Below are 26,391 nucleotides of genomic sequence, written 5' to 3'. Positions count from 1 at the left end.
AGAAAAGCATGGCGACGATCGCTATCGCATCGTGATCGCGGCTGCCGGTTTTGCCGAAGATGACCTTGAGCTTGAAGTGGAGCGGGGCGTGTTGACCGTGAAGAGCGGTCGTCGCGAGAAGAGCGCCGACAGCGTGACCTACCTGCACCAGGGCATCGCCCAGCGTGCCTTCAAGCTGTCCTTCCGCCTGGCTGATCACATTGAGGTGAAGGGCGCGAGCTTGAAGAATGGCTTGCTCAACATCGATCTGGTACGTGACGTACCGGAAGAGGCCAAGCCCAAGCGCATCGCTATCAATGGCCAGTTGAGTGCCGACGAAAAGCCTGCGCTGGAAGGGCAAGCCGCCTAAGCGCAGCGGCGATAAGGCACTAGAGAAAGGGGATGTCATGAACATCCCCTTTTTGTATGGGGCTTCTTAAAAGACCCTGTTTCCATTTGGTGCGTCTTTATCGGCATGCTCAGCCGCGATAGACGCAGGCAATAAAAAGCCCCGATTGCTCGGGGCTTAGGGTCGGGCAGAAAGAGAGGGAAACTGCCAGACCCGCCTTATTATCGACCGGGAATATGCAGACTTGAATAGCGGCAGGATGCCAGCGCCTTTAGCTTGCGCTGGCTGCGTTTGCCTTCAAGAATGTAAGTAAAGCCGATAGCCATCAGCAATACACCCTCGATAACGATTTGAAGGTCCTCTGGCGCAAAAAACAGGCAGAAGGAGCCAGCAACAAAGAGTATCAGGCCGAGACAGTAGAACACTTTTCTATCCTTAGGCAGCGTCTTAGGCTACTCACGAATGAGTGCGGCAGCTCACGTTGCTGCCTGGTATCTACGGTATCGGCTAACTCCGGTTAGCCTTTAGTCTGAAATGAGCGGTAATTGCATAGTGCGAATAATGCCCAGTTGCTGATGGAAAGGTCAGCCTTCGGTAACATCCAAGAGGCGCTGAAGCCCTTCAAGATCGTCGTCAGACAGCTTGCCTTTAACATCGCAGGCCCTGTATTCCACGCGCTGGCCGGACGCAACATACTCCAGCGCTTCCCGGGTCACGGGCGTCGTGAAGTCTTCGCCGTAGATATCACGAAAGGTGTTGAGCTTGTATTTGCCTTCCATTTCATAGAAGACCTTGCCGTCAATCGTCCAGCGAGCAAAGCGGCAATCACCAAAGCGGGCTTCGTTGCCAATGCTGGACAGCTTGGCAATGTATGTTGTGATCTTACCGCCTGAGCTTGTTGTCGCCTGGCTAGCCGATACGGTAAATACCAGATCGTTGGCAGATTTATCACCCGTCCAGATTACGGAGCGCCGCTCTCTGAACTCGTCATTCTCATCCGTCAGCTCACCTGCATGGACGGCCAGGGAAGCCAGGCATCCTGCTATGGCGAGTAACCAAGCCTTGTATTTCATTATCCAACCATGTCGTTAGTAGCGCCTGCCATGGTGCAGACTGTGGAACATTAAAAATATCAAAATGCCATTGTATCGCCTTATTTCTAACAGTAGCTGATTTTAGGCAATAAAAAAGGGCTAGCCGTTTGGCTAGCCCTTTATGCTTGGTGGAGGCGGGGGGATTTGAACCCCCGTCCGCCAGCTCTCCGCTCTTGGCGCTACATGCTTAGCCCAATCTACTAGAGTTAACCCTTAGCGGCCCGATGGGCAGGGCGCTTGGGGCGATCTGTATAAGTTTTAGCCGTTACGTCTACAGCGAACTTGGCGGCGATCCTGTTCTGTCTGACAGTCGTTTCGGGTTTACAGGCATCCCCTAGCGACTGCTAGCCGCGTTAAGCAGCTAGAGCGTAGTTGTCGTCGTTGGCAACTATAAGTTTGCAGCAGCTAATTTACGAGGTCTGCTACCAGCTCGGCATGCTCCTCAAGTTTTGTTACCGGCGTCGAATCCTAATCGCCCCCTTGATGAGTATTGCTCACTGTATAAATGAACAGCCGAGTTGTCAAGTGCCTGATAGTAAAAGGCAGAATCTGAAGAAAGCGGGCTTTCCTCTTTCGGCACTTACATAGATGGGGGAGGCGATTCGTTTGTTCAAGGGCAGGTGAAGTTTTATTTTCACCCTATGGTTTGGCGTGGCTACCGACTCGCTGCCAGAACTGTTTTGTAGTGGCGACAGGCTACTTTTATACGGTTGGTTAGGGAGTCGCCCCGGCCTCCAGTAGGTCATACCGCTTATGACCCTTATGGAGTAACCCGCATGACTCAGACGAACAAACCTCTGGCGGTGGTAACAGGTGCCTCGAATGGCATAGGGCTGGAGCTGGCACGGCAATTCGCTCAGAACGGCTTCGACCTGCTTATCGCGTCGCGGGGCAAAGGCCTGGATGAGGCCCGGCAGACATTGCAGGCCCTAGGCGCTCAGGTCGAGTGTGCGGCGGTTGACCTCGCAACCTATGAAGGAGTAGAGCAGCTTTATTCGGCGTTTCGTGCATTGAACCGCCCAGTTGATGCGATTGCCATCAATGCGGGTGTAGGCGTTGGCGGCAGTTTCGTACCGGATACCGAGGCGGAGACGACACTGGAGAGCGAACTTAACCTCATTCAGATCAATGTGGTGTCTGTAGTACACCTTGCCAAGTTATTCAGTCGGGACATGGTGGCTCAAGGGCGAGGTCGTATGCTTTTAACCTCTTCGATTTCAGGAACCTCACCTGTTCCGTTCGAGGCGGTATACGGAGCGTCCAAGGCCTTTGTGCGGTCGTTTGGAAATGCCATTGGCAATGAGATGAAGGGAACCGGTGTGAGCGTAACGGTATTGATGCCGGGACCGACCGAAACCAACTTTTTCCACCGGGCCGGTGAGGACGATACTCAGGTAGGCTCAGGCAAGAAGAATGATCCTGCATTGGTGGCGCAGCAGGGATTCAATGCCTTGATGGCCGGGCAAGCCGAGGTCTACGGGGGCGGGCCGGAAGTTGAGCAGGAAGGCGAAGGTCCCAATCGCACCGAGTCTGAGCAGGAAAAAGCTGAGCGTCATCGCCAGATGTCTGAGCCAGGCTCGGCTTAGCCGTTTAGCTTAGTAGCCGTCCCGCCTTGTCCGAGAACCTTTCCAGGCAGTGCCTGAGCCACACTGCCGTTGCGCAAGGTAATAGCACGAGCGGACGATGAGCAGATAGCATCTTATTAGGTGAGGTCTTTTGGCGCAGACGGCCAAGCCTGAAGACTGCTGGATGATCGATCCGTGTTCTGTCGCCGAGGCTGACCGGATGCGCCCTCTCTTTTGTAAATCCAGAACGACATCAGTGTCACAACGATGCAGAGCGGGAGCCATATAGGGTTCTGGGTATAACACCACGTATAGGTACTGCAGGCGTAAAGCCCTTCGTAGGGCATTGCCAGGGCAACCAAGCCAAGGGAGGTAAGCCAGAGGGCGAGAGTGTTCATAGGATTGCCGCTACTTCCATGTGGGGACGGACACGCTGACAGCGCGTTCTGGTATGACCGTAAACGCAAAATTAGTTCAGGCCGCTAGCGTGAAATGCTTCTGATAGACGTTTTTATGGCTGGAAGCGGCCGAGTGCCGGAAATCAGGCGTTTTTTCAGGCATGGTGCTTGCTATACCAATGTAAGGATGAGCAGGCACTGGCGCTTAAAGAAAAAAGCCTCGACGAGTCGAGGCTTAAAGACCATGGAGACAAGCAGAAGTAGGGGTGAACTGCTTGCTAAAAGGTTATCGGAGCTTTTCCGGCGTGCTTTAAGCCAAGCTGATGGATGGTTTGAAATTCTCGGGAAGTCCTTGAATTTATCAGCTATTACTTGAAAGGTGCAGGCTTTGCCCCGCCCGTTCGCAGTGCTGACAAAGGAGTGTCACTGAGGTTGTGCTGAACGTTCACCTAGATGCTCAAGATGATAGGTAAGTATTCATGACTGACAGGATATTGGTTGTGTATAGCCAGGCCCTGGCCTCTGTTTTTGGAGCAGCCCTGAAGCTAGGTGTTGATACCGACACCATTGCAGAGCAGGCCAAGCTCGATGTCATCAGCTCAGACAAGTGGGTTTCGGCTGATCTTGTCGGGGATGTGCAGATGGCCATCGAGGATGCGTTAGTCGTTGCGAAGGTTGTAGGTCGCAAGCGCTAAACGCTTCTGGTGTGCCTCAGGTGATAGCTGGCTATTTATTAAGGAGTGAACGTTCAAAGCTGCACGGGCAGTTCAAGAGAGTTCTCATGCGCAAAGAGTTTGCAGTTCTATTGCTGGCATCGTCGTTATCCTGGTCTGTTCATGCCGAGCTTACACGCGCGGATCAGTCGCTTTACAACACCCAGCCTCAAAAGGCCAATACGAGCCAGAATCTGAGCAAGGCCGATCTTGCCTGGCATGCTAGCAAGACATTTGGCTTTGATTGCCCTGAAGTCGTCAAACATAAGCCAATGCTGGGCAGCCACCATTCAATCATCACCTGTAGCACCGGCGCTCGGCTCAAGGTCCATCCATTATCGGATAGTCGGCCTGTCATGACTCTGGTAGTCAGCTCGTTCTGATCGGGACTTTTCGGCACTCTTGGCTAGAGCGTGACTCCAATCTTCAGAACGTACTGTTGTTCATACGGAGCGACAGCTGTTGGATAGAGGTTGTCCATCGGGCAACCCTAATGCTTGGAGGAAACAAGATGGCTGCCGATTACAGTCAAGGGCGCTACCTGGTATTTGGATATGGCGACAAAGCCGTTCAGATTGGTCTGATTGACAATGACGGCTTTGTACGCGCTTCGGATGATCAGGATAGGTTGATCTACCGCATCGAGGGCGAGCAGGTGTATGACATGGACGACAATTACCTGGCAGACATTGACGAAGGCACAGCGGTAACAGCCAAGGGTGAGCGCCTGTTTACCATCCAGGCAGAATAAGGCGGGGCTGTTGTAAACGCCCCGGCAGTGGATAATCAACCTTTCTTGAAGTGCAGCTCGTAGTCAGGATCGACAAGGGGCTGCAATCCACTGGCTTTGATCAGCTCGAATGAAGCATTGGAGCTGATGTACTTGATGAACTGGCGGGCCTCTTCAGGATGGGGCGTGTCAGGTGCCATGCAGGCGGTGTATAGCGTCATCTTCTGCGCCTGATCGGGTATGAGTCCTACGATATCGACGCCCTGCAAAGGACTCAACTCGCTGACCTGTTCCAGACCGATTTCCGCCTCACCCCGGGCAATGGCGTCGCCCACTGACTCGTTCGTGATTCTTTTCAACTTGGGCGCAATTCGCTCCTTGATACCCATGAGGTTGAACAGAACATTTTCCAAATACAAACCGCTAGCACTCTCGGAGTAGGCAATTGATTTGGCATCCAGCAGAATCTGTTTGAATTCTTCCATGCTTGTCATGGCCGGATGGCTTTGGCCGTGGGGGACAGCAAGCGCAATATAGGACTTTCCGAAATCAGCGCAGCTGTCTGGATCGATATGACCCTGCTGCTGCAGTTTGGAAATGGCCATGCGGTCCAGCAAAAAGACATCGGCCCGCTCACCTTCGGCCAGTCGACTAGGAATGGTGGTGGCATCGTTGCCACGTGCCGGCGCTACATGGCTGACAAGCTTTCTGCCAAAGGTTTCTTCATAAACAGGGCCGATTTTTTCGACAACGTCCAGAGCGCCCTTAGCGCAAAACAACTGAAGTGCAGGGGAAGGTTGCGGCACAGGGCGAGCGGCCGCATGCACAGAAAGGCTCGCCGCGGTCAGGGCGAGCAGGAAAGCGGAAAAGATATTTTTCATAAGCCGAGCTGACCCCGCCGAGCGCAGGGCAGGATCGCTTCCTTTACAGGTAAACACAACCGGAGGCGGGATATTACGTGAACAGGGCGCTTATGTGGGAGGCAAAGGACGAGGTGTACGGCAAAATGCTGCCAAAAACATTAAGGCCATAAACAACAAAACCCGCACAAGGCGGGCTTTGCTGGTCTAAACAGAGTTAGACCGGGATACTGGTCGGAGCGACTGGATTCGAACCAGCGACCTTCTCGTCCCGAACGAGACGCGCTACCAAGCTGCGCTACGCTCCGAAAGATGGCGCGCATTTTACCTAAAAACTTTTTAGAGACAAGGTTTTAGGTGAAATTTTTTGCGTACCCTCTGCAAAATTTTACAGTTCCTTGATGGTGCGGACCTGATCTTTATTGATGCGGGCAGGCTTGCCGTCCAGTTGTTCGAACTCATAGAAGCCCGAGTCATCATCGTACTTGGGTGTATCTACCGCCTGGATCTCACGCCCGTCGTTCAACGTGATTACTGAAGGCGTAGAGCAACCGGCCAGGACGGTAAAACCAAAAGCCAGCAAGCAGGCAGGTAGAATCCGGGTTCTCATGTGCAGTCTCCTTTTAAACGCACGTTTAACGACATTCTGACCTGTCACTTCCCGCCAGGTTCCGATGAAAGGGCAAGCAGGCTGTGTTCATCATTTACATTGGCGAGACGCTGATCATGCTCTGCAATCATGAGCGCCCGGGCACCCAATGGAATGAATACACCCCGGGGGCTGCGCTCGCCTGCCTGCCAGGCTTCTTCCACTCGATCTTTCAAGCGGGTAGGAATAAGTGAAAACAAGGGCTCCCAGAAATTTCCCTGACGCACCATGACTGGAGCATCAGGTGCCTCCTGTGCGCAGCGGTGTAGCTGGACAAGCAGGTCACGATCAATGCGCGGAGCATCGCACGGCAGAAGGATCAGCCAGCGATGACGAGCTGCCCTGAGCCCTGCACGGATACCGGCCAGCGGGCCGGGAAAGTCGGGCTCGGCATCATTGACGATCTGATCGGCGTACCGGGCGTAGCGCTCGGCATTACGGTTACAGGAAATAATGAGGTCATCGGTCAGGGGGCGGACCACCCTGTGCATATGCTCGATCAGCGGAAGGCCATGCCATTCCACCAGGCCTTTATCCCTTCCACCCATACGCTGACCACGGCCACCGGCAAGCAGAAGAATGGAGCAGTCGGAAAGGCGTTTGGTCATGGGAACGTCCAGGCTCGAATACGGGCCGTCAGTGTAGCGCGGCTTGGCTCTATGTGGCGGGGCGACGGTTTGTCTCTGTCTGGATCGCTACGTGGTAGTCCTGCCTGTGATATAAAAATGTCTCTTACCTGCCGTTTTGGATGATTGTTATGAGCTCTAAGGCCGATGCGGTCTTTGTACCGCTGAATATTGCCGTTCTGACTGTCAGTGATACCCGTACCTTCGAAACCGATACATCGGGACAGTTGCTGGTTGACCGTCTGACCGAGGCGGGACATTTTCTGGCTGCACGCGTACTGCTCAAGGATGATCTCTACAAAATCCGCGCTCAGGTAGCCAACTGGATTGCGGATGATACCGTCCAGGTCGTTGTCATCACCGGGGGCACCGGTTTTACCGGCCGCGACAGCACACCGGAAGCGGTAGCCTGCCTGCTGGACAAGCAGGTCGATGGTTTTGGTGAATATTTCCGTCAGATCTCTGCGACAGACATCGGTACGTCCACGGTTCAGTCCCGTGCGCTGGCAGGTTTGGCCAACGGTACGCTGGTCTGCTGCCTGCCGGGTTCGACGGGTGCCTGCCGTACAGGTTGGGACGGCATTCTGGCTGAGCAGCTGGACAACCGTCATCGTCCCTGCAATTTTGTGCCGCATCTGAAGAAGGCCGAACCCTGCGGACCGCGCGGATGAGTCTGTTACCTATTGAAGAGGCATTGGCCCGTCTCCTGTCGATGGCTGATGCCGACGCGATCACCGAAACGCAACGTGTGTCTCTGGCGGAGGCCGAGGGGCGCGTTCTGGCCCGGTCCGTGATAGCGGAGCTCGACCTGCCGCCATGGTCCAACAGTGCCATGGACGGATACGCGCTGCGCTTTGAGGATCTTCAGGGCGAACCGCTGCCTGTCAGTCAGCGTATCTTTGCGGGGCAAAGCCCGCAGCCGCTTACGCCGGGCACCTGTGCACGCATCTTTACCGGGGCGCCCATGCCCGAAGGTGCCGATACGGTGGAGATGCAGGAGAACACAGAGGTCTTGGATGACGGCCGCATTCGCTTTGTAGAGACGCTCAAGGCAGGCAAAAACGTTCGCCTGAAGGGTAACGAGACGCGCCAGGGCGATACGGTACTGGACGCTGGCAAGCGACTGGGACCGATCGAGCTGGGTATTGCGGCGTCGTTGGGCTGCGCGGCTCTTGATGTGTTCAGGCGCCCCCGGGTAGCGATCCTGTCGACCGGCGATGAGCTGGTCGAGCCGGGTAAGCCATTGGGGCCAGGACAGATTTACAACAGTAACCGGACGGTGCTGGCGTCCTGGCTCAAGCGTCTGGGCTGCGAGGTGATCGATGCGGGCATCCTTCCGGATGATCTGGAGCGTACCCGTGAGCAATTAGCGCAGCTGCACTCGGCGGACCTGATCCTGTCGACCGGCGGCGTGTCGGTAGGCGAGGCGGACTTCCTGGGCCAGGCCTTGCGTGAGGCGGGTGAGCTGACCCTCTGGAAGCTGGCGCTCAAGCCAGGCAAGCCGCTCACTTGTGGTCGTTATAACGGCGTGCCGGTTATCGGGCTGCCAGGCAACCCAGCGTCTACATTGGTGACGTTCGGGCTGCTGGCGCGTCCTTATCTGCTGCGTCGGATGGGCGTTCAGGATGTTGATCCCCTCAAGCTGGAAGTGGCAGCAGGGTTTAATTGGACGCGCGTGGGCGAGCGACGCGAGTACCAGCGGGCGCGGCTTGAAAATGGCCGGGTCGTGCCTCATCGCGACCAGGGGTCCAATGTCCTGCGTACGGCGGCATGGGCTGACGGGTTGGTAGAGGTACGTGAAGGAAGAACCATCGCCGAAGGTGATCTTGTGGGCTTCATTCCCATGAGTGAGCTGATTGGCTGAAGTCTTGCCGACCTGGGAACGCATCGGCTTTCCCGGGTCGGTTTCAGAGCGGTTGCTTCATCACAAATCAAGTCGCTCCCAAGGAACGTGGACCCGTTGACGTAGTCCTACTGACACTCGACTTTGCTGGGTGCTCTGTTCATGAATGTTCCTGTCACCGTCTCCGATTCCAATGAAAAAACACTGCTGATTCTCAATGGTAATCAAGCCACCAATGACGATGTCCGCGCAGCGGTTGAGGCGCGACGTGCGACCGGCAAAACGGTCGATGTCCGGGTCACTTGGGAGAATGGCGATGCGGCCCGTTTTGTTGAGGAAGCAGTCGCTGCAGGTTATACGCATCTGGTAGCAGGCGGAGGCGACGGTACGCTCAAGCTGGTGGCCGAAGCCTTGGCTCGTACGCGCTCCGATGCGTCGTTGGCCCTGATGCCCCTGGGAACCGCCAATGACTTTGCCCGGGCGGCAGGTATTCCAGCTGATCCTGCCGAGGCACTGGCGCTACTGGATACGCCAGCGCAACCCATCGATCTGATCGAAGCAGACGGCGAGATGTTTCTCAATATGGCCACCGGCGGGTTTGGTTCACAAGTGACGGCAAATACGTCCTCGGAACTCAAGCGCGTACTGGGTGGCACGGCTTATCTGTTGACAGGCCTTACGCGCTTTGCGGAAGTGCGCTCCGCCTACGGTCGTTTCGAAGGGCCGGATTTTGAATGGGAAGGCGAGTTTCTGGCCATGGGGATTGGCAATGGCCGGCAGGCCGGCGGCGGCCATGTGCTGTGCCCGAATGCAGTCGTCAACGATGGCATGCTTGATCTGACTATTCTGCCCACGCCACAGGATCTGATGGGAACGTTGGGCTCCTGGTTTTCAGGCGGATTTGCCAGCGAGGATCTGTTCATTCGTACCCGGTTACCCTGGGTTGAGGTTTCCGCCAGCGAAGGGGTCGATATGAATCTGGACGGCGAACCCATGCACAGCAAAAAGGTACGTTTTGTGGTGCGCTCTGCCGCACTGAATGTCCACCTGCCAACGGATTCCATTCTGCTCGGGAATCCGTCGACCCTGCTGGTGACGTCCGACCCGGTTTCCTGATCCAGATCGTGCGCAAATGGGTTTCAGGCAGTAAGGTGGAAGGACGATCCTGGAGCCGAACATGGATATCTTAATCAATACCTCAATCGTGCTGGGCACCGTGGCCTTTATGGAGTGGTTTGCCTGGTACGCACATAAGTACATCATGCACGGCTGGGGATGGGGCTGGCACAAGTCCCATCATGAGCCGCGCACCGGTTGGTTCGAGAAAAACGACCTTTATGCCGTTGTATTCGCCGGCCTTGCTATCGCCCTGATTTATTTCGGCACGTCCGGTTATGGCCGGATCGAGTGGATTGGTGCCGGCATGACGGCGTACGGGCTGTTGTATTTCATCGCTCACGACGGCCTTGTCCATCAGCGCTGGCCTTTCAAATATGTCCCGCGTCGCGGATACCTGAAGCGGCTCTATCAGGCCCATCGCATGCATCATGCCGTGGATGGAAAGGAGGGATGTGTCTCGTTTGGTTTCCTGTATGCGCCATCAGTGACCGCGCTCAAGAAGCAGCTGCGTGATCTGCATGACGGCCCGCTCAAGAAGCGGCGGTTCGATCAGGAGTAAAGCACCACGCAAAAGCGCGCCATAAGGCGCGCTTTTTTATTCGGTTCAGAGGGTTCAAGCAGACAGGGGTTCGTATGCCGGAAACAACGAGTGGGCGAAGCGACTGTGATCGATTTCAGTGCGAAGCAGGGAAATGAATTCCTGGGCTTGCGTGCCCAGAAGACCGGCTTCGGCATTGCTCAAAACATGCTGCTGCTCTTCGGCTGACAGTGCCGTAAAAAGCTGCTGATGCGTTTGTTGACTGTAGCGATTCAGATCCGCAAGCCCGGCGCGTACCAGATCACGTAGCGGCTGGCGACCCTGAGGAAGTTTGGCGGGTGCATCGGTGAAAGGGTCTTGCAGACAATCCAGGTCGCCGTGCGCATAAGGCGACAACATATGCTGATCAATGAAAATAGGCAGATCGACCAGGGATTCACTGGTGCCCTGATTGGTCGTGGCAGTCAGGCGTCCGCAAGCTGCCTTGAGCAGCGCCCATTCGCTCTCGTTGAAAAATTCCGGTTTGTAGGTATGCGATCTGTCCGGACTGGCCGTAGTGTGTGCACTCGGCACAAGCGGGATGATCGAGAAGAGCGAGGTCGGTGCGTTTTGTAGATCTCTTGGAACAGCCGATTCCGTCTTGTGCATAAATATATCCCGTACTTGACTACTGTAGAGCGACTTAAAGTAGTCGCTTATGTCTGACCTGCTATACCACTGAAAAGTTTAGGTTTAGTGTCGCCGTGCGACGCCTTGTTTGTGACCAATTTCAGCAAAAGACGCAAGTCTTCATTTCGTAACGAGACACTACCGCCCGGTGCGTTCACCTACCGCGGACGGGTCCATAGATCGGCGGGGCGCGGACTAGAGCGGCCCGCCCGTGAAGCCAGTGCACGTAGGGCTCCTCTTATCACCAGGCGAAGCTTATCAACGGTGCTGGTTGATACCCGACTGTCCCAGGCGCTAGGGCCTCGTGCGTTAACTTTCAGACCAATTTCCCGATAAACGGCACGAGCGGTCGCAATCGACCAGGCTGAGCGCAGAGGCAGGTCGGCAATACCGGTAGCGGCTGAGTCATAGTAGGGTTCAGCCAGCGCGACCAGACGCTGCGCCAGGGTGGCCAGGCGGACACGATGCGCGGGATCAGCCAGTTCGGCGACGGGAATGCCTGCCTCATCGAGCCATTCCCTAGGAAGGTAGATTCGGCCTATGCGGGCGTCTTCCACAATGTCCCGTGCGATATTGGTCAGCTGAAACGCCATGCCTAAATCACAGGCGCGGTCGAGCGTGTCTTCGTCGCGCGCACCCATGAGCATTGCCATCATGACGCCTACCACGCCGGCGACGTGGTAGCAGTATTGGAGGGTATCGTCGAGGCGGTAGTAGACCCGTTCTTCAACATCCATGCGGAAACCCGCCAGATGCTCAAGAGGATAGCGCTCGGGAATGGCATGGCGCTGGATGACCTGCTGGAAGGCGGCAAAAGCCGGTTCGCTCATGGGCTCGCCTGTATAGGCACGGCGCGTCAGATCTTCAAGTTCCTGAAGACGGGCTTCGCTTGCCGTCCGGTCGCCTTCAACCTGTCCATGACCGTGGTCCTGGCCGTCCACCACATCGTCACAATGGCGGCACCAGGCGTAAAGCATCACGGCGCTTTGACGGGTTTGTTCGTCGAACAGTTTGGCCGCAGCGGCAAAGCTCTTGGAGCCGACGTTGATGGACTGCGTTGCGTGTTCGACGACTGCCGTATTCATATGGCTGCTCCAAGGTCCCCCAGAATCACGCTTGCGGTCGCTTTGGCCGAGCCGACTACACCAGGAATGCCTGCTCCCGGGTGGGTGCCGGCACCGACCAGATAAAGGTTGGGAATAGCGGCGTCTCGGTTATGCGGCCGGAACCAGGCGCTCTGGGTCAGGATTGGCTCTAGGGAGAAGGCTGAACCGACATATGCATTGAGTTCGGTGCGGAAATCCTCGGGTGTAAAAATCCGGCTGGTGACCAGGTCGCGATTCAGGTTAGGAATGTAATGCTTTTCCAGGTAGGCCAGAATGCGGTCCCGGTACTTCGGACCCTCTACCGACCAGTCTACCGGTGCATTGCCCAGGTGCGGGACAGGCGACAGCACATAGTGAGTACTACAGCCCTCGGGTGCCAGGGAGGGGTCGGTCACGCACGGGGAGTGCAGGTAGAGTGAGAAATCTTCAGGAACGCCTGGGCCGGAAAATAGCTCCTCGATCAGACCCTGATAACGGTTACCAAAACAGATCGTATGATGTTGAAGCTTCTGTTCTTCAGGGCGCTGGCGCAGGCCAAAGTACACCACGAACAGCGACATGCTGTGACGCTTCTTCTTGAGACGGTTCGCCTCGACGATACCGTGTACATGATGACCCAGCATCTTCTTGTAGGTGTGGATTACGTCGGCATTGGATGCAACCAGGTCGGCCTCGATCTGCTTGCCTTGGGCTGTAATGACACCTGTTACACGACAATTGTCGACCAGGATGCGCTCGACAGGCGTGTTAAGTTCTAATGTGCCGCCAATGTCTTGAAACAGCTTGGCCAGACCCTGGACCAGAGCGCCTGTACCGCCACGGGGAAACCACACGCCGCCTTGGCGCTCCAGAGCATGAATCAACGTATAGATGGACGAGGTAGCGAACGGGTTACCACCGACCAGCAGCGTATGAAAGGAGAGTGCCTGCCGAAGCTTGTCGTTGCGAACGAATTTGGAGACCTGATCGTACACACTGCGCCAGGCTTGAAGCTTCAGTAGCTGCGGACCGGCACGAACCATGTCGCGAAAGCTTAGAAACGGCACACTACCCAGCTTTACATACCCTTCTTCATAGACTGCGCGGGAATACGCTAAAAAGCGCTGGTAGCCCTCCACGTCGGCAGGGTCAAGTGACTTGATTTGGGCATCGAGCGTGGCTTGATCGTTGACATAGTCGAAGCGGGTGCCGTCTTCCCAGCACAGCTGGTAGAACGGATCGACGGGCAGTAGCTCGACATAGTCCGACAGTTTGCGCTCTGCCACAGTAAAGAGCTCTTCCAGGGCCGAGGGATCGGTAATGACCGTGGGGCCGGCATCGAAGGTAAAGCCTTTGTCCTCATAGACATAGGCGCGCCCGCCGGGTTTGTCCCGCTTTTCGAGTAGCGTGGTATGAATCCCGGAGGCCTGCAGGCGTATGGCCAGGGCCAGTCCGCCAAAACCGGCACCAACGACAACAGCCTGCCTGGAATTGGAAACGACGTCTGTATTCATGAGATGTCCTTAATCGGTCCGCCTGTTTGACCGGTGCGGCTGGCCAGTGCCGCCGTCAGTGCCTCGCGTAATGGAACCGGTGGCTTGCCTGTCAGAATGCGCAGCTTATCGCTGGGCTTCAACTGTCCGGCATAGAAACGCTGGATCAAGGGTTCCGGAAGACCGTAAAAGCGACGCATCACACGGTAGCGATGCTGAGGTTTGCCGGCCAGAAATAGCATGCGGTTGAGCAGGCGGAAAAATCCATAGGTTCGCCAGCGTTGCAGCGCATGCCGGCGAACCGTATCAACAAGGGTAGAGGTATCCAGACGGGGGCAGCCGGCAATAAGTTCCGCCAGTCGTACCGCCTCAGGTAATGAGTATCCTGTGGTGGCATGGAAGAGGCCGGCGGCGAGGCCAGTGGGCGGGATATCTCCCGCTTCAGCCCAGAACGCCTCTATGTCACCGCTCAGCGTAATGGGGAGCACGCCATGCTCTTCTCTGATCAGGGATTGAATCGTCCAGCCGTGATCCGCGGCGTAGCGGGCGATGTGGTCACGCAGCCGATCAGGGTCAAGGTTCTGTCCATCGGCATAGTAGGTGTCTTCGATCAGAACCCGGTCCTGAGTAAGCGGCAGGACGTAGATGAAACGGTAACCCTCCGTTTGTGGAACGGTGGCATCCATGATGATCGGACCGGAAAGCCCGTGGGGCTGCGCGAGCTGTAACTCCTGACCCAGAAACTTTTGAAAACCCAACCCCATGTGCGGGCTGGGGCGATGACCCCGGCCATCCAGAACTGCAGCCGCCTGAAACGCTTCGCCGTTGGCAAACCTGACCTCTGTGGGGCCAAGCGCGCTGACCGTAGCGTTCAGACGTACCGAATCACCCAGGCGCTCCATCAGAACGTCATGAAAGCGCTCGGCGCTGATAGAGGCGTAACCACTGCTCAGTGTCCGCTCAAGCCCAGGAAAAAATACCTGATACTCCGCCCAGCGATGGGCTACCAGCGGCTCGATCCAGGCGTGCTGCTCCGTTGTCAGGTCCGGCTCATGAAAGGACCAGGTGTGATTACCGCCCAGTCGGTCGCCTTGCTCGATGAGCAGGATGCGGAGCTCCGGACGTGTCTGGCGCAGTTTCAGGGCAATCAGCCCGTTGGCCAATCCACCTCCCGCCAGGATCAGGTCATAGGTATTCATGCGGGTCTCTCCAGGGCAACCTTGCTGAGTACGTCCTCAATAAGGTCAGCGGCTTTTTGTACGCCGCCGGCTGCCTGAACCCGAGGCTGAAAGGCCTGGGCCTTCCAACGAAAATGCGGCTCGGTCAGAAGGTGTTGCAGAGCGAGGGCCAATTTGCCGGAGGTCAGTCGCTTAGGGCTCAGGCGAAGGCCGACGCCGGCATGCTCGATGCGTGCAGCCACGCCGGGTTGATCGAAGGCAATTGGCAACGCCAGCATGGGCGTTCCTGCTTCCAGCGCATCGAGCACAGTGTTGAGACCGGCATGGGTAATGACCGCATCGGCCCACGCCAACGTGGCTCGCTGCGGTGCAAAGTCTGTAACCCAGTGAGCGCCAGCCTGCCTCAAGGCATCGCATTGCTGCAGGTTGAGGCCACCGCAGTGGGCGATGAGTAATTGCACATCAAGCGTTTTGCAGGCGCGTGCGATCCGTTCGAACAAGGTGAAACGTCCGCCTTGCAATGTCCCTAGCGATGCGAACACAAACGGTTTGTCGGTGCGGATCGGATAGCTCAGGGCAGGGTCTTGCGTTGCGGGTAGGCGTAGCGGGCCGACTTCGTGAAAGTGGGCTGGCAGCTCGGTACGGGGAAAGTCGAATCCCGGTACGCACTGGCTGATTTGAGCGTAAGGCGACAGGCAGTCGGCCAATGTTGACCGAGGCTCAAGACCAAAGGTTTTTGCGTATCGCTGGATGACACAGGCATGCTCGTGCATCAGGAGGTCATAGACCTGGGCACTGCCCTGATTGAGATGGCGACCTCGTGGCGATGTGTCGTATCCCCATGGCATGACGGGAAGAGGCACAAGCGGGTCCCGGTTGACCGGCAAGGCACAGGCTACCGAGACGTAGGGCAGGCGCAAATGCTCGGCTATAAGCCCCCCAGCGGCCTCCATCTGATCGGAGATTACGGCATCAACGGCCTGGTCACGCAGGATCTTCGGCGCCTCGCGACAAAACAACTCGGTGCTGCGAGCCATATCATGAATAACGCGCATCAGCCCAAGCGGGCCGCCTGGATTACCGGCCCGGCGAATCATGGTGTCCAGCGAGCCGGGCGGATGAGATTCAAGGCCTATCGGGTAAAAGCGGATGGCGTTGCTACGAAGCCGCTCGCCGACATCCGCCTGATGGAGCAGGCTGATCATGTGCCCTCGCGCCACCAGGGTTTCGGCAATCGCTTCCATTGCGCGAAGATGGCTTGAAAATGCAGGGGCGATGAGGGCGAAATGAGGCATTCAGGTCTCCGCGAGCGAAACGGGTCTTAACAAGCGGGCCTTGCGCAGCTCGGCCAGATTCGCCGAGCCGGTGCAGAAGCAGGCTACCTTCAGTTGCCGGATCATGACTTCGAAATGGTTCAGAACGGCTTCTGGAGACAGGGTTGCGCTATGCAGCACGGCGGCAGCCTGACCGACCACATCGGCGCCCAGGCGAATGGCTTTGGCCGCATCGGCGCCGTTGCGAATACCGCCCGAGGCAATGAGTGGAATGTCCGGGCATTGCTCACGGACCTGAGCAATCGCCTGGGCGGTTGGAATGCCCCAGTTGATAAAGGCCTGAGCAACCTGACGATCGAGGTCGTTATGGGCACGCTCGGCTTCGACAGCTGCCCAGCTGGTTCCTCCTGCGCCGGCTATGTCGATCACGGCGACACCCACCTCTGTCAGTTGCTGGGCGACATCGGCAGAAATGCCTGCGCCCACTTCCTTGATGACGATCGGAACGCCCAAATGTGTTACCAGATGTTCGATGGCAGCCAGGACGCCTTGCCAGTTGCGATCGCCGCCGGACTGTACCGCCTCCTGGAGTGGGTTGAGGTGAATGATCAAGGCGTCGGCCTGGATCATGTCGACTGCCCGACGGGCCTCGGTCACGCCATAACCCGCCACTAATTGAGCTGCACCAATATTGGCGAGAAGGGGAATGGACGGAGCCAGTTGCCGTAATTGACCGGTCAGTCCCTTGTCCCCACCGTTCTGGAGGGCAATGCGCTGCGAGCCTACTGCCAGCGCCAGGCCTAGCGTTTCCGCCGCTTCGGCAAGGTGCCGGTTGATGGTCTGTGCACGTTCCGGCCCGCCTGTCATGGAACTGATGAGAACAGGCGCCTTGAGCGGCTTGCCCAGCAGCGTGGTGGCAAGATCGATCTGGTTCAGGTGCAGCTCTGGCAGGGCACAGTGCTGGAATTGAATCTGCTCAAACCCAGTCGTGATACTGCTCAAGGCACGTGCAGGATCAAGGACGATATCCAAGTGATCGTTCTTGCGACTTGCCAATTCCCAATCAACCATGAGTTACCTTTTTCCTGTTGCCATCGACCTTTCGTCGGCTATTGTGGTCATGAGTACGTCAAGCGGCTCTGATCTGCAAGATCGGATCAGGGAAATTGTTGAGTCGCTGGTGTCGACCATTCGTCGGCTCGCTTACATGTGCTGGAGTATCTCGACTCATGGCAACGGTATTAGTGCCAAAACTTCCGAAGGAATGCGCTTTCGAGCTTGTAACAGAGCGTGCCCGTATCGATACCCGACTAGAGGAGCTGCTTCCGCCTGTCGAGAATGATGATCTGATCGCAGCCGCCATGCGTGAGGGTGCCCTGGCGCCCGGCAAGCGTATACGGCCATTGCTCATGCTGTTGGCTTCCCGGGATCTGGATGCCTTTTCGCCGGCTATTCTGGATCTGGGCTGCGCGGTCGAGATGGTGCATGCCGCCTCGCTGTTTCTGGACGATATGCCATGCATGGATAACGCCACGCTCAGGCGCGGTCGGCCTACCATTCATGTGCAGTTTGGTGAGGATGTCGCCGTTCTGGGAGCAGTAGCGCTGCTCAGCCATGCCTTTTGCGTCGTCGCCAGTACATCAGGTGTTGCGCCTGTCCTGCGTAATCAGATGGTGTGCATGCTGACATCCGCTGTAGGCTCGCAAGGGCTGGTGCGGGGGCAGTACCGTGATCTGCGCGAAGGAGCCAAAAGCCGCAGCGCGGAGGCTATTAACAGTACCAATCACCTTAAGACCGGACTCCTGTTCACGACAGCGCTGGACATGACGACTCTGGCCGTCAGTGCCAAGCCGTCGGTCCGGGAGGGGATGCATCGTTTTGCTACCGAATTGGGGCTGGCTTTCCAACTGCTTGATGACCTGCAGGACGGACATGGCCTGGGAAAAGATGCCCATCAGGATGACGGCAAGTCCACGCTGGTCGCGCTGCTGGGCCGTGAGTCGGTACAGGCGCAGCTCGAGAACCATCTGAGCACCGCACGCAATACGCTGGCAGGCATGGGGCTGATGGGAGGTGGGCTGGATCATATGCTGGACGCGCTGTTCGGGCAGCCCATCAGGTAAAGGCGCTTTGTAGAGAACTGCGGCGCAATCCGGCGTCTAAAGATACAGTTCAGTAAGCTACTGGAGTTTGCGCGATGCCAAAGTGGAAAATTACCTATACCAACAATGATGGCAACACGTCCGTCGTGGAAACTGAAGCCGAACAGAAACCGGATATGGAGCAAGCCGCTCAACTGGTACGGGACCAAGCGCTCGACAGTTATGACAGTTCCGATTTGCCCCAGGACTATGAGGCCCCCACGGTAGCGCTGCTGGAACGTTACGGCATCATGATTTCTGGCATTGCCCAAATGGATTGAAGAACCTCTGTTGAACGCTGCAGTAGCAGCGTTCCCAGGATCAGCCCAATGGCCAGATCCCACCATCGCCTACCACAAAGATCCTTCGGCCCGGCAGAGCCTTGATCTCCCATCCGCCGGTAAAGTCACCAAAGGCCGGTAGCAACAGCACATCATTATCCAGACAGAAGCAGGGCAGGCGCAGACGCTGGCGCCCCCGGCCGCTCAGACTGAACGCCGGATGGATATGGCCCGCCAGCACAACGTGGCTGGGGTGCGATTCCGGCTCATGCTGTAACGCCAATGGACCGATCAAAAGCGGCTCGGGCACTACGTTGATCTTGAGCGAGGCGGGCGGGTCCCCTGCACGTAGATCATGATTACCCCGAATCAGGGTGATGAGCAGCGATGGGTTTGCGTTACGCCATCGCGCCAACGCATTGAGCGTGGTCGGTGCATGGGATTCCGGTGCATGCAGGAAGTCGCCAAGAAAGTACAGGTGCTCGGTCGGGTAGGCTTCCAGCAGTGCATCCAGGCGAACCAGGTTGGTAGCAGTGGTTCCATGGGGTACTGGCTGCCCAAGGGCACGAAAGGCAGCGGCCTTGCCAAAATGGATATCGGCAATCAGCAGCGCCTTCTGCTCGGGCCAGTAGACGGCCTTGTCAGCCAGCAACCACACCTCAGTGCCGGCAAGGGATACGGGAATATGGGTACGCATGCACATGCAAGAACAGCGGAAAGCCTGCCACTTTAACAGCCTCGTTCCTGGGAACGTAGCCTGGGCAGACAACAGGCTGCCCGGCGTCTACAGGATGCCCAGCGATCTGAGGCAATCCCTACCCAGATCAATGCGCAAGTGCCGTTCCTGAGGGTTGGGCATGTCGATATTGAGCGCAAAGGTATAGACCAGCCCCTGTTTTTCAATCCAGCCGACCCACCAGCCAAGGTCAGGGTCTTGGTTCTGAACCCAACCGGTTTTACCGTACAGCGTCCAGTCTTTTCCCTGCTCCAGACAAATCAGGTCGCGTACCGTTGCCTGTACGGTTTCGGGCAGAGGCAAGCGTTCCTGTGCCAGGCGTGCCAAAAAGCGTACCTGCTCCAGGGCGCTGATCTTGAGCGGTCCGGCCAGCCAGAAATCGTCCACACTGTCGCCTACCTGCGCATTGCCATATTCGAGCCTGCGCACAAAGTCCTGCATGCGTTCAAGGCCGATACGTCGTGCCAGCTCTTGATAAACCGGTACGCTGGAGACCTTGATTGCATCACGTAGCCCCAGGTCACGCTGCCATTCAGGAAAGGGCTGCGGCTGCCCTCCATAGGGCAGTACCTCACTCACGTTACGAATGGTTGCGGTGGAAAGACCGATCAGGCTGTTGACGATCTTGAAGGTGGAATCGGGAACAAAACGGGTGTCTGCACGTGTCCGGTCATACCCGGTAAACGTATCTGCCGAGACATCGTAAAGCACGAATGTACCCTTGAGGTTGGCTCGCTTGAACAACTGGGCCAACGTGGGACTTTCCTGCCATTCGGGCGCACGCGCCTTGGCCGACAACAATAGCAGTAAGGCACTAAAAAGATTTTTCATATCAACTACTTATGAAGCAGTTGTCAATTTTACCGCGCCAATTAATTGTGTGATATTGCACTCATCCTTTATGCTGATAAAGCGTGAATTGCTACACAGTCTTTTGCCGTTTTGTACGAGGAAGCCCGGTTTTGGTCTGACGTGGAGCACGACCCTTGCGGCGAGCGGGCAGGTCTGACTCTCCTGCACCTAATCCCATGAAGTCATTTCCTTCGCCGGGCAGCTCGTAATCACGGGGTCCAGCAGCGTTTTCCAGATCTTGAACCATACGTGCAATCCGGTCCGCCAGTTTCTCTGAACTCATGCTTTCGCGATAACGCTCGACCAGAAGCGGAAAGCTGAAGGGAGTAGGGCGCTCAATGGCGTGCAGGTTGAGTTCAAGTGCCTGCATGCGATTCAGGGCTTTTTCCAGCCTTCGTACATCCAACTCCTGGCGCAGTACCTCTTGCTCAGCCTGGGTAAGCAGCAAGTTCTCGGGGTCGTATTGCTGGAACACCTGGAAAAAAAGGCTGCTGCTGGCCTGTAGCTGCCGGGTACTTTTTTGCGCGCCCGGGTAGCCGGTAAAGATAAGCCCTGAGATGCGGGCGATTTCGCGGAACCGTCGCTGCGCCAGTTCACTGGCGTTCAGGCTGGCAATGACATCGGCAAGAAGCGTCCCGGTGGAAAACAGCTCGGCATTCAGCTCTTCTTCCCAGTTCACCTTGCTAGGCGACAGCAGCTCAAAGCCGTAATCATTGATGGCAATGGAAAAGCTGATCGGTCGTTTCTGGGCGATGCGCCAGGCCAGAAGGCTCGCCAGGCCCAGGTGTGCATGTCGTCCTGCAAACGGATAGAGAAACAGGTGCCAGCCCTCTCGGGATTTCATCGTTTCCCCCAGCAAATGATTGCGGGTCGGCAGGGCAGACCACTGCTTCTGGACCTCCAGCAGCGGTTTGACCAGTTGCATTTCGGGAGAAGCGAACCGCGCCTGATCCGCCTCGGTAAGCTCATCAATGACGGCTTCGGCCATCTCGTCCGACAGCGGCATACGCATTCCGCTCCATCGTGGAATGGCCGCTTTCTTGCTACTTGCCCGCCGCACATACACTGTCATGTTTTCCACACGCACCAGCTCCAGCACGCGGCCAGCGAACAGGAAGTGATCACCGGGTTTCAGGCGGGCAATAAAACCTTCCTCGATACTGCCCAACTTGCCGCCACCGCCGCCCTTGGTCCAGAACTGCACCCGTAGGGCCGACTCGCTGACAATAGTGCCAATACCCATGCGATGCCGGCGGGCCAGTTGGCGGTCCGGTACGCGCCAGATACCGTGTTCATCCGGTTCTACACGGCGGTAGTCGGGATAGGCCGTGAGCGAGTGACCGCCGTGACGAACAAAGGCCAGGGACCATGCCCATTCCTCGTCCGTCAGTTCGCGATAAGCCCAGGCTGTACGGACCTCCTTGAGCAAGGCCTGCGGATCGAAACCGCCGCCCAACGCAATGGTGACGAGGTGTTGTACCAGTACATCCAATGGCTTGGGCGGCGCGCTGCGGGATTCGATTCGCCGGGCGGCCACGGCTTTCTGGGCCGCTGCCGCCTCGACCAGTTCCAGGCTATGTGTAGGCACCAGCGTGACGCGGGAGGGACGTCCCGGGGCATGGCCGCTTCGCCCGGCGCGCTGCAGCAGACGTGCAACGCCTTTGGGCGAGCCCACCTGTAGTACGCGCTCCACTGGCAGAAAATCCACACCCAGGTCCAGGCTGGAGGTGCAGATTACGGCCCGGAGCTTGCCTTCCTTGAGTCCCAGTTCAACCCAGTCACGCACTTCGCGGTCCAGAGAACCATGGTGCAAGGCAATCAGTCCCGCCCACTCGGGACGGGCCTCAAGCAGTGCCTGATACCAGATTTCGGCCTGCGCTCGGGTGTTCGTAAATATAAGCGTGGTTGCGCTGTGCTCGATCTCGTCTGCAACGTGGGGCACCATTCGTACTCCCAGGTGCCCAGCCCAGGGAAAGCGCTCCACACCTCGCTTGGGCAACAGCGTGTCTACCAGAAGGTCTTTGGCTAGCTTGCCCTGAACCAGCCGGCCTGGATGACCGGCCAACAGCACTTCCTGCGCATGGGGAAGATTACCCAGCGTGGCCGACAACCCCCAGATCACCAGTGCAGGGTTCCACTGGCGCAGCCGTGCAAGGGCCAGCTGGACTTGTGTGCCACGTTTGTTGCCCAGCAGCTCATGCCACTCATCAACCACGATCATACGCAGGCTGGAAAAAATCTCGCGGCTGTCTTCACGGCTGAGCATCAACGAGAGACTTTCCGGCGTGGTGACCAGCGCGGTAGGCTGACGGCGGCTCTGCCGGGCCCGCTCAGCACTGCTGGTATCGCCTGTGCGCAGGCCGACCGTCCAGTTGAGTTCCAGATCATTGACCGGGGCTTCCAATGCACGCTTTGTGTCTGCGGCCAGGGCTCGCATGGGGGTCAGCCACAGTACGCTCAGTGGCTCTACCGCCTGCTTGCGTTTGCTGGGTTCACCCTTGGCCGTTAGCGGTTTGTCCTTGGCAAAGCTGTTGAGTGCCGCGAGCCATACGGCGTAGGTTTTGCCGGATCCGGTGGTCGCATGGAGCAGGCCCGATTCGCCATGCTCGACCGCGCGCCAGACTTCATCCTGAAAGGGGAAGGGCGACCAGCCACGTTGAGCGAACCAGGCGGCACCCAGGCGGGGGGAAGAAATCGTATCGTCAGGCAACTGATGGACTCCGTCATGCTTATGCTTCGGAGTATCAAGCGGTAGGCAGGTTCCCTTTTTGACGTCCTTGAACGGCAGAGAGAAAGCCGCCACTCAAGGACATAGGGTCTATTTCAGATTGCCGCTCAAGAACTGCTTCAGGCGTTCGCTTTGTGGCTTGACCAGTACCTCAGCGGGTGCCCCCGCTTCTTCGACGCGGCCCTGATGCAGGAAAACGACCTGTGAGGACACCTGTCGCGCAAAGCCCATCTCGTGCGTCACCATCAGCATGGTACGGCCTTCCTCGGCCAGCGCCTGGATGACCTTGAGCACTTCGCCTACCAATTCTGGATCGAGTGCAGACGTGGGTTCGTCGAACAGCATGACTTCCGGTTCCATGGCCAGGGCTCGCGCAATGGCTACACGCTGCTGCTGGCCGCCTGAGAGAAACGACGGATACTGATCGGCGGCGCGTTGAGGAAGGCCTACCTTGTCGAGGTAAGCGCGAGCGCGCGCTTCGGCTTCCTGCTTGCCCAGGCCAAGTACGCGGCGAGGTGCCAGGGTAATGTTCTCCAGCACGGTCATATGGCTCCACAGGTTGAAGTGTTGGAACACCATGGCCAGCCGGGTGCGCAAGCGTTGCAGTTGAGCCTGATCCGCTACGCGCAGCCCATTCCCGTGCCGCTCCAGGCGAATGGGATTCCCATCCAGCGTCATGACACCGGCATCCGGCATTTCGAGAAAGTTGAGACACCGCAGAAAGGTACTCTTACCCGAGCCACTGGCACCGATCAGGCTGATCACATCGCCCGTCCGGGCCTGTAGCGAGACACCTTTGAGCACTTCGATATCGCCGTAACGCTTATGCAGCCCTTCGACGGTCAGCTTGTACATATGAAGTCCTTGTTCCAATCAAACGGCCGTGCTCCAGACATCGGAGCACGGCCACAAGGCGGCCCGTCTGCGCGGGCTCGCCGTGCATCAGAAACGAGCCTTACGGCGAAAGCAGATAGCCGCTGCGATAGGCTTCGGTGCCTGCCACGCGTGCGACCGCCATGCCGGCTGTGGCCATACGGCGGTTGGCGCAGGCATACAGGACACCTGACACCGAGCTGCGGATAGGCTCTACACGGTCGGCAATCGGGTCGATCACTTCAGCGATGACCTGTCCGGCTTCGATTACATCGCCTGGCTTTGCCATCAGGACCAGAACACCCCCTATGGGGCTATCAATGGGCTCTACTGCCGCCAGTGGCGTGGCAGGGAACGGCAGCTCCGGCAGTGCCGGCGCTTCGCCGGAGATGACGCCGTAGTGGGTCAGGTAGTCGAGAATGGCTTGGGCATCCTGTTCAGCCAGATCATGGGACACATCCATTTGGCCTCGCAGCTCGATCGTGACGGAAAAGCTGCCCATGGGAATGCGTTCACCGAACTGCTGATTCAGCTTCCACCACAGAAGCGTAAAGCACTCATCAAATGACTGACCGCCAGAGTCGGTGGCCAGCAGGCTGGCCTTGGAGCCCAGGTAACGGGCCAGGGGCTCTACCTGATCCCAGGCTTCCGGCGTGGTGTAGAGATGCTCTACCGCATCGAAATCGCAGTGCAGGTCGAGCACCATCTCGGCGTCACAGGCCAGTCGCTGTTGAACCAGCCGCTGAGACGTCAGCTGATTATTCGCGGTCTCACGCTCAAGTGTTGCCTTGAAGGCCTTGCGCACCAACGCCTGATTTTGTGCGGGGTCGTCGGTCAGGGTGCCTTCGATTTCAGCAATGACCTTGCTGGTCATGTCCAGGAAGCGACGGTTGAAGTTCTGCCCGGATTCCAGCTCATAGCGGCCCAGGTGAATATCCATGACCTGCTGATCCTGCCCGATAGGGTTGGCAACCGGAACCAGCACAATCTCGGCCTTCAAACGGCCTGCGTCTTCCAGTGTGCGGAGTTGATTCTTGAGTTTCCAGGCGACCAGCATGCCGGGCAGTTCGTCAGCATGCAGCGAGGACTGGATGTAGATCTTGCGGCCGCTGTCCTGCGGTCCGAAATGAAAGCTGTGGATCTTGCGATCGGTGCCGGGCACCGGAGAAATCAGGTTGTGTGTGGCGTGACGCATGAGGTAACTCCTAATGAATCAGCCCGCATCCCTGCGGGTCGTGGCATCCTGCATGAAGGGTCAGCGGGCCGGGCCAAGAAAGGCCAACCAGCGGCGCTCGGCCAGGCGAAACAGGCCAATGAGCGTGAAGGACAGAATGAGGTACAGAATCGCCGCAATACCAAAGGATTGAAAAGTCAGGAATGTCGCAGTGTTGGCATCACGAGCGACCTTGAGAATATCCGGGACGGTAGCCGTGAACGCCAGCGTCGTGGAATGCAGCATCAGAATGACTTCGTTGCTGTAGTAGGGAAGGGCGCGGCGTAGCGCAGACGGCATGATGACGTGAATGTACATCCGCCAGCCTGTCAGGCCGTAGGCCTTGGCTGCCTCGATCTCACCATGGGGAATATTGCGGATCGCACCTGCAAAGATCTCGGTGGTATAGGCGCAGGTGTTGAGAGCAAAAGCCAGAATGGTGCAATTCAGTGCATCCCTGAAGAACTCGTTCATCAGTGGCTGGTTGCGTACAGCTTCGATGCTGTAGATCCCGGTATAGCAGATCAGCAGCTGGAGATAGAGCGGCGTGCCTCGGAAAACATACGTATAGAACTGTATCGGCCAGCGAATGAGACGGTGGCGCGATAGTCGCGCAACGGAAAGCGGAAGCGATGCCACGAAGCCGATGGCGATCGAGGCCGTCAGCAACCACAGGGTCATCGCAAGACCCGACAAACCATAACCATCCGTCCAGAGGAAGGCGCGCCAGTACTCCTGCAGGATTTCGATCATCGTACAGCCTCCCGAACACCCGCAGAATAACGACGTTCCAGCCAGTTCAGAACCTGGTTGGTCAGTGCGGTAATCAGCAGATAGATCACGCCGCCCAGGATCAGAAAGTAGAACATCTTGTAGGTGGTCTTGCCGGCTTCCTGAGTCGCGGTGACGATATCGCTCAAGCCGATGATGGAGACCAGCGCTGTGGCCTTGAGCAGCACCTGCCAGTTATTGCCGATGCCAGGTAGGGCAAAGCGCATCATTTGCGGAAAGGTAATCCGAAAAAAGGTCTGCGTACGTGTCATGCCATATGCGGTAGCGGCCTCGATTTGCCCCCGCGGCACCGCCAGGATCGCCCCACGAAATGTTTCGGTGAAGTACGCGCCATAAATGAAACCCAGGGTCAGTACCCCGGCAGAAAGCGGATCAATTTCGATGTAGTCCCAATCCATGTAATCGGTGAACTCGCCCAGCCAGCTCTGCAGGCTGTAAAAGATCAGAAGCATGAGTACGAGATCAGGGACGCCCCGGATCAGCGTGGTATACAGGGCGGCCGGCAGGCGAAAGGCCTTGATGGGAGATAGTTTGGCCGTAGCGCCAAGCAGGCCCAGGATGACTGACACCACCAGCGACAGGACAGCCAGCTTCATGGTCATCCAGGTGCCTT

General features: G+C 57.3%; 29 protein-coding genes, 1 tRNA gene and 1 other RNA gene. 11 read left to right on the top strand and 20 right to left on the bottom strand.

Annotated features, from left to right (window positions below):
* The coding region (locus PLU01S_RS23275) for an Hsp20 family protein (protein ID WP_084339939.1) at window positions 1-349 on the top strand (349 nt) is incomplete at its 5' end.
* Between the two features lie 200 nt (window positions 350-549).
* On the opposite strand, the gene PLU01S_RS23270 is transcribed toward PLU01S_RS23275, so the two are convergent.
* The 3 genes from PLU01S_RS23270 to ssrA all read right to left on the bottom strand — a co-directional run bounded on the left by PLU01S_RS23270 (window position 550) and on the right by ssrA (window position 1,902).
* Entirely contained in the window at window positions 550-753 is a 204-nt protein-coding gene (locus PLU01S_RS23270; protein WP_074823656.1) for a hypothetical protein, read from the bottom strand.
* A 159-nt stretch (window positions 754-912) separates the two neighbouring features.
* Window positions 913-1,401, bottom strand: coding sequence for a hypothetical protein (locus PLU01S_RS23265; RefSeq protein WP_010795039.1), 489 nt, complete (start codon window positions 1,399-1,401; stop codon window positions 913-915).
* Window positions 1,402-1,548: 147 nt separating this feature from the next.
* Window positions 1,549-1,902, bottom strand: a transfer-messenger RNA (tmRNA) gene (gene ssrA / locus PLU01S_RS23260).
* Window positions 1,903-2,198: 296 nt separating this feature from the next.
* On the opposite strand from ssrA, the gene PLU01S_RS23255 reads away from it, so the two are divergent.
* From PLU01S_RS23255 to PLU01S_RS23240, 4 genes are all read left to right on the top strand, one after another.
* Window positions 2,199-3,008, top strand: a complete 810-nt coding sequence (locus PLU01S_RS23255; RefSeq protein WP_074823659.1) for an SDR family NAD(P)-dependent oxidoreductase — start codon at window positions 2,199-2,201, stop codon at window positions 3,006-3,008.
* Window positions 3,009-3,864: 856 nt separating this feature from the next.
* A complete protein-coding gene (locus PLU01S_RS23250) occupies window positions 3,865-4,080 on the top strand; it encodes a hypothetical protein (protein ID WP_010795032.1) in 216 nt (71 codons plus the stop codon).
* Window positions 4,081-4,166: 86 nt separating this feature from the next.
* Window positions 4,167-4,481, top strand: a complete 315-nt coding sequence (locus PLU01S_RS23245; protein ID WP_010795031.1) for a hypothetical protein — start codon at window positions 4,167-4,169, stop codon at window positions 4,479-4,481.
* A gap of 128 nt (window positions 4,482-4,609) precedes the next feature.
* Window positions 4,610-4,849 (top strand): hypothetical protein, encoded by a 240-nt coding sequence (locus PLU01S_RS23240; protein WP_074823662.1) that lies wholly within the window; start codon window positions 4,610-4,612, stop codon window positions 4,847-4,849.
* A 35-nt stretch (window positions 4,850-4,884) separates the two neighbouring features.
* On the opposite strand, the gene PLU01S_RS23235 is transcribed toward PLU01S_RS23240, so the two are convergent.
* From PLU01S_RS23235 to mobA, 4 genes are all read right to left on the bottom strand, one after another.
* Window positions 4,885-5,709: a molybdate ABC transporter substrate-binding protein gene (locus PLU01S_RS23235; protein ID WP_074823665.1), complete on the bottom strand. Its 825-nt coding sequence runs from the start codon at window positions 5,707-5,709 to the stop codon at window positions 4,885-4,887.
* Between the two features lie 210 nt (window positions 5,710-5,919).
* Window positions 5,920-5,996, bottom strand: a tRNA-Pro gene (locus PLU01S_RS23230).
* An 80-nt stretch (window positions 5,997-6,076) separates the two neighbouring features.
* Window positions 6,077-6,298, bottom strand: coding sequence for a YgdI/YgdR family lipoprotein (locus tag PLU01S_RS23225; protein WP_010795028.1), 222 nt, complete (start codon window positions 6,296-6,298; stop codon window positions 6,077-6,079).
* Window positions 6,299-6,342: 44 nt separating this feature from the next.
* A complete protein-coding gene (mobA, locus tag PLU01S_RS23220; RefSeq protein WP_074823670.1) occupies window positions 6,343-6,945 on the bottom strand; it encodes a molybdenum cofactor guanylyltransferase MobA in 603 nt (200 codons plus the stop codon).
* Between the two features lie 149 nt (window positions 6,946-7,094).
* Here mobA and moaB point away from each other — a divergent pair, with 149 nt between their 5' ends.
* The 4 genes from moaB (at window position 7,095) to PLU01S_RS23200 (ending at window position 10,484) form a co-directional block, all read left to right on the top strand.
* Window positions 7,095-7,634, top strand: coding sequence for a molybdenum cofactor biosynthesis protein B (gene moaB / locus PLU01S_RS23215; protein ID WP_010795026.1), 540 nt, complete (start codon window positions 7,095-7,097; stop codon window positions 7,632-7,634).
* Window positions 7,631-8,827 (top strand): molybdopterin molybdotransferase MoeA, encoded by a 1,197-nt coding sequence (locus PLU01S_RS23210; protein ID WP_074823672.1) that lies wholly within the window; start codon window positions 7,631-7,633, stop codon window positions 8,825-8,827. Before moaB ends, PLU01S_RS23210 begins: the two co-directional genes overlap by 4 nt.
* A gap of 141 nt (window positions 8,828-8,968) precedes the next feature.
* Window positions 8,969-9,922: a lipid kinase YegS gene (gene yegS, locus PLU01S_RS23205; protein ID WP_074824378.1), complete on the top strand. Its 954-nt coding sequence runs from the start codon at window positions 8,969-8,971 to the stop codon at window positions 9,920-9,922.
* A 61-nt stretch (window positions 9,923-9,983) separates the two neighbouring features.
* A complete protein-coding gene (locus PLU01S_RS23200) occupies window positions 9,984-10,484 on the top strand; it encodes a sterol desaturase family protein (protein ID WP_074823676.1) in 501 nt (166 codons plus the stop codon).
* 54 nt (window positions 10,485-10,538) lie between these two features.
* Here the strand turns inward: PLU01S_RS23200 and PLU01S_RS23195 are convergent, their stop codons facing one another.
* From PLU01S_RS23195 to fni, 6 genes are all read right to left on the bottom strand, one after another.
* Window positions 10,539-11,111, bottom strand: coding sequence for a gluconate 2-dehydrogenase subunit 3 family protein (locus PLU01S_RS23195; RefSeq protein WP_074823679.1), 573 nt, complete (start codon window positions 11,109-11,111; stop codon window positions 10,539-10,541).
* A gap of 179 nt (window positions 11,112-11,290) precedes the next feature.
* On the bottom strand, window positions 11,291-12,217 hold the full coding sequence (crtB, locus tag PLU01S_RS23190; protein ID WP_074823682.1) for a 15-cis-phytoene synthase CrtB: 927 nt from the start codon (window positions 12,215-12,217) through the stop codon (window positions 11,291-11,293).
* Entirely contained in the window at window positions 12,214-13,731 is a 1,518-nt protein-coding gene (locus PLU01S_RS23185) for a phytoene desaturase (RefSeq protein ID WP_074823685.1), read from the bottom strand. The genes crtB and PLU01S_RS23185 overlap by 4 nt, the downstream gene beginning before the upstream one ends.
* On the bottom strand, window positions 13,728-14,909 hold the full coding sequence (crtY, locus tag PLU01S_RS23180; RefSeq protein WP_074823687.1) for a lycopene beta-cyclase CrtY: 1,182 nt from the start codon (window positions 14,907-14,909) through the stop codon (window positions 13,728-13,730). Before crtY ends, PLU01S_RS23185 begins: the two co-directional genes overlap by 4 nt.
* Window positions 14,906-16,183: a glycosyltransferase gene (locus PLU01S_RS23175; RefSeq protein ID WP_074823690.1), complete on the bottom strand. Its 1,278-nt coding sequence runs from the start codon at window positions 16,181-16,183 to the stop codon at window positions 14,906-14,908. Before PLU01S_RS23175 ends, crtY begins: the two co-directional genes overlap by 4 nt.
* Window positions 16,184-17,233 (bottom strand): type 2 isopentenyl-diphosphate Delta-isomerase, encoded by a 1,050-nt coding sequence (gene fni, locus PLU01S_RS23170; protein ID WP_074823693.1) that lies wholly within the window; start codon window positions 17,231-17,233, stop codon window positions 16,184-16,186.
* A 158-nt stretch (window positions 17,234-17,391) separates the two neighbouring features.
* Between fni and PLU01S_RS23165 the strand changes: the two genes are divergently transcribed.
* Window positions 17,392-18,285 carry a polyprenyl synthetase family protein gene (locus PLU01S_RS23165; RefSeq protein WP_074823696.1) on the top strand — a complete coding sequence of 298 codons (894 nt, stop codon included), beginning with the start codon at window positions 17,392-17,394 and terminating at the stop codon, window positions 18,283-18,285.
* Between the two features lie 74 nt (window positions 18,286-18,359).
* Window positions 18,360-18,584, top strand: coding sequence for a hypothetical protein (locus PLU01S_RS23160; RefSeq protein WP_010795015.1), 225 nt, complete (start codon window positions 18,360-18,362; stop codon window positions 18,582-18,584).
* Between the two features lie 40 nt (window positions 18,585-18,624).
* Here the strand turns inward: PLU01S_RS23160 and pdeM are convergent, their stop codons facing one another.
* The 7 genes from pdeM to PLU01S_RS23125 form a co-directional block, all read right to left on the bottom strand.
* Window positions 18,625-19,281: a ligase-associated DNA damage response endonuclease PdeM gene (gene pdeM / locus PLU01S_RS23155; RefSeq protein WP_074823699.1), complete on the bottom strand. Its 657-nt coding sequence runs from the start codon at window positions 19,279-19,281 to the stop codon at window positions 18,625-18,627.
* 87 nt (window positions 19,282-19,368) lie between these two features.
* Complete coding sequence (blaOXA, locus tag PLU01S_RS23150) at window positions 19,369-20,151, bottom strand: class D beta-lactamase (protein WP_074823702.1); 783 nt, start codon at window positions 20,149-20,151, stop codon at window positions 19,369-19,371.
* A gap of 91 nt (window positions 20,152-20,242) precedes the next feature.
* The gene (locus PLU01S_RS23145; RefSeq protein ID WP_139208725.1) at window positions 20,243-22,882 is read right to left on the bottom strand and encodes a ligase-associated DNA damage response DEXH box helicase; all 2,640 of its coding nucleotides are present in this window, start codon (window positions 22,880-22,882) and stop codon (window positions 20,243-20,245) included.
* 108 nt (window positions 22,883-22,990) lie between these two features.
* A complete protein-coding gene (locus PLU01S_RS23140) occupies window positions 22,991-23,755 on the bottom strand; it encodes an ABC transporter ATP-binding protein (RefSeq protein WP_010795011.1) in 765 nt (254 codons plus the stop codon).
* Window positions 23,756-23,855: 100 nt separating this feature from the next.
* Window positions 23,856-24,968, bottom strand: coding sequence for a succinylglutamate desuccinylase/aspartoacylase family protein (locus PLU01S_RS23135; RefSeq protein ID WP_074823705.1), 1,113 nt, complete (start codon window positions 24,966-24,968; stop codon window positions 23,856-23,858).
* Between the two features lie 60 nt (window positions 24,969-25,028).
* A complete protein-coding gene (locus PLU01S_RS23130; RefSeq protein ID WP_010795009.1) occupies window positions 25,029-25,739 on the bottom strand; it encodes an ABC transporter permease in 711 nt (236 codons plus the stop codon).
* Window positions 25,736-26,391 (bottom strand): ABC transporter permease (locus tag PLU01S_RS23125; RefSeq protein ID WP_139803991.1); only part of this gene is annotated, 656 nt, incomplete at its 5' end. The genes PLU01S_RS23130 and PLU01S_RS23125, both read right to left, overlap by 4 nt.

The organism is Pseudomonas luteola NBRC 103146 (genome assembly GCF_002091675.1).
Lineage (GTDB): Bacteria > Pseudomonadota > Gammaproteobacteria > Pseudomonadales > Pseudomonadaceae > Chryseomonas > Chryseomonas luteola.
Note: the sequence above shows the minus strand (reverse complement) of the source record. Positions and strands in the feature narration are given on the sequence as shown.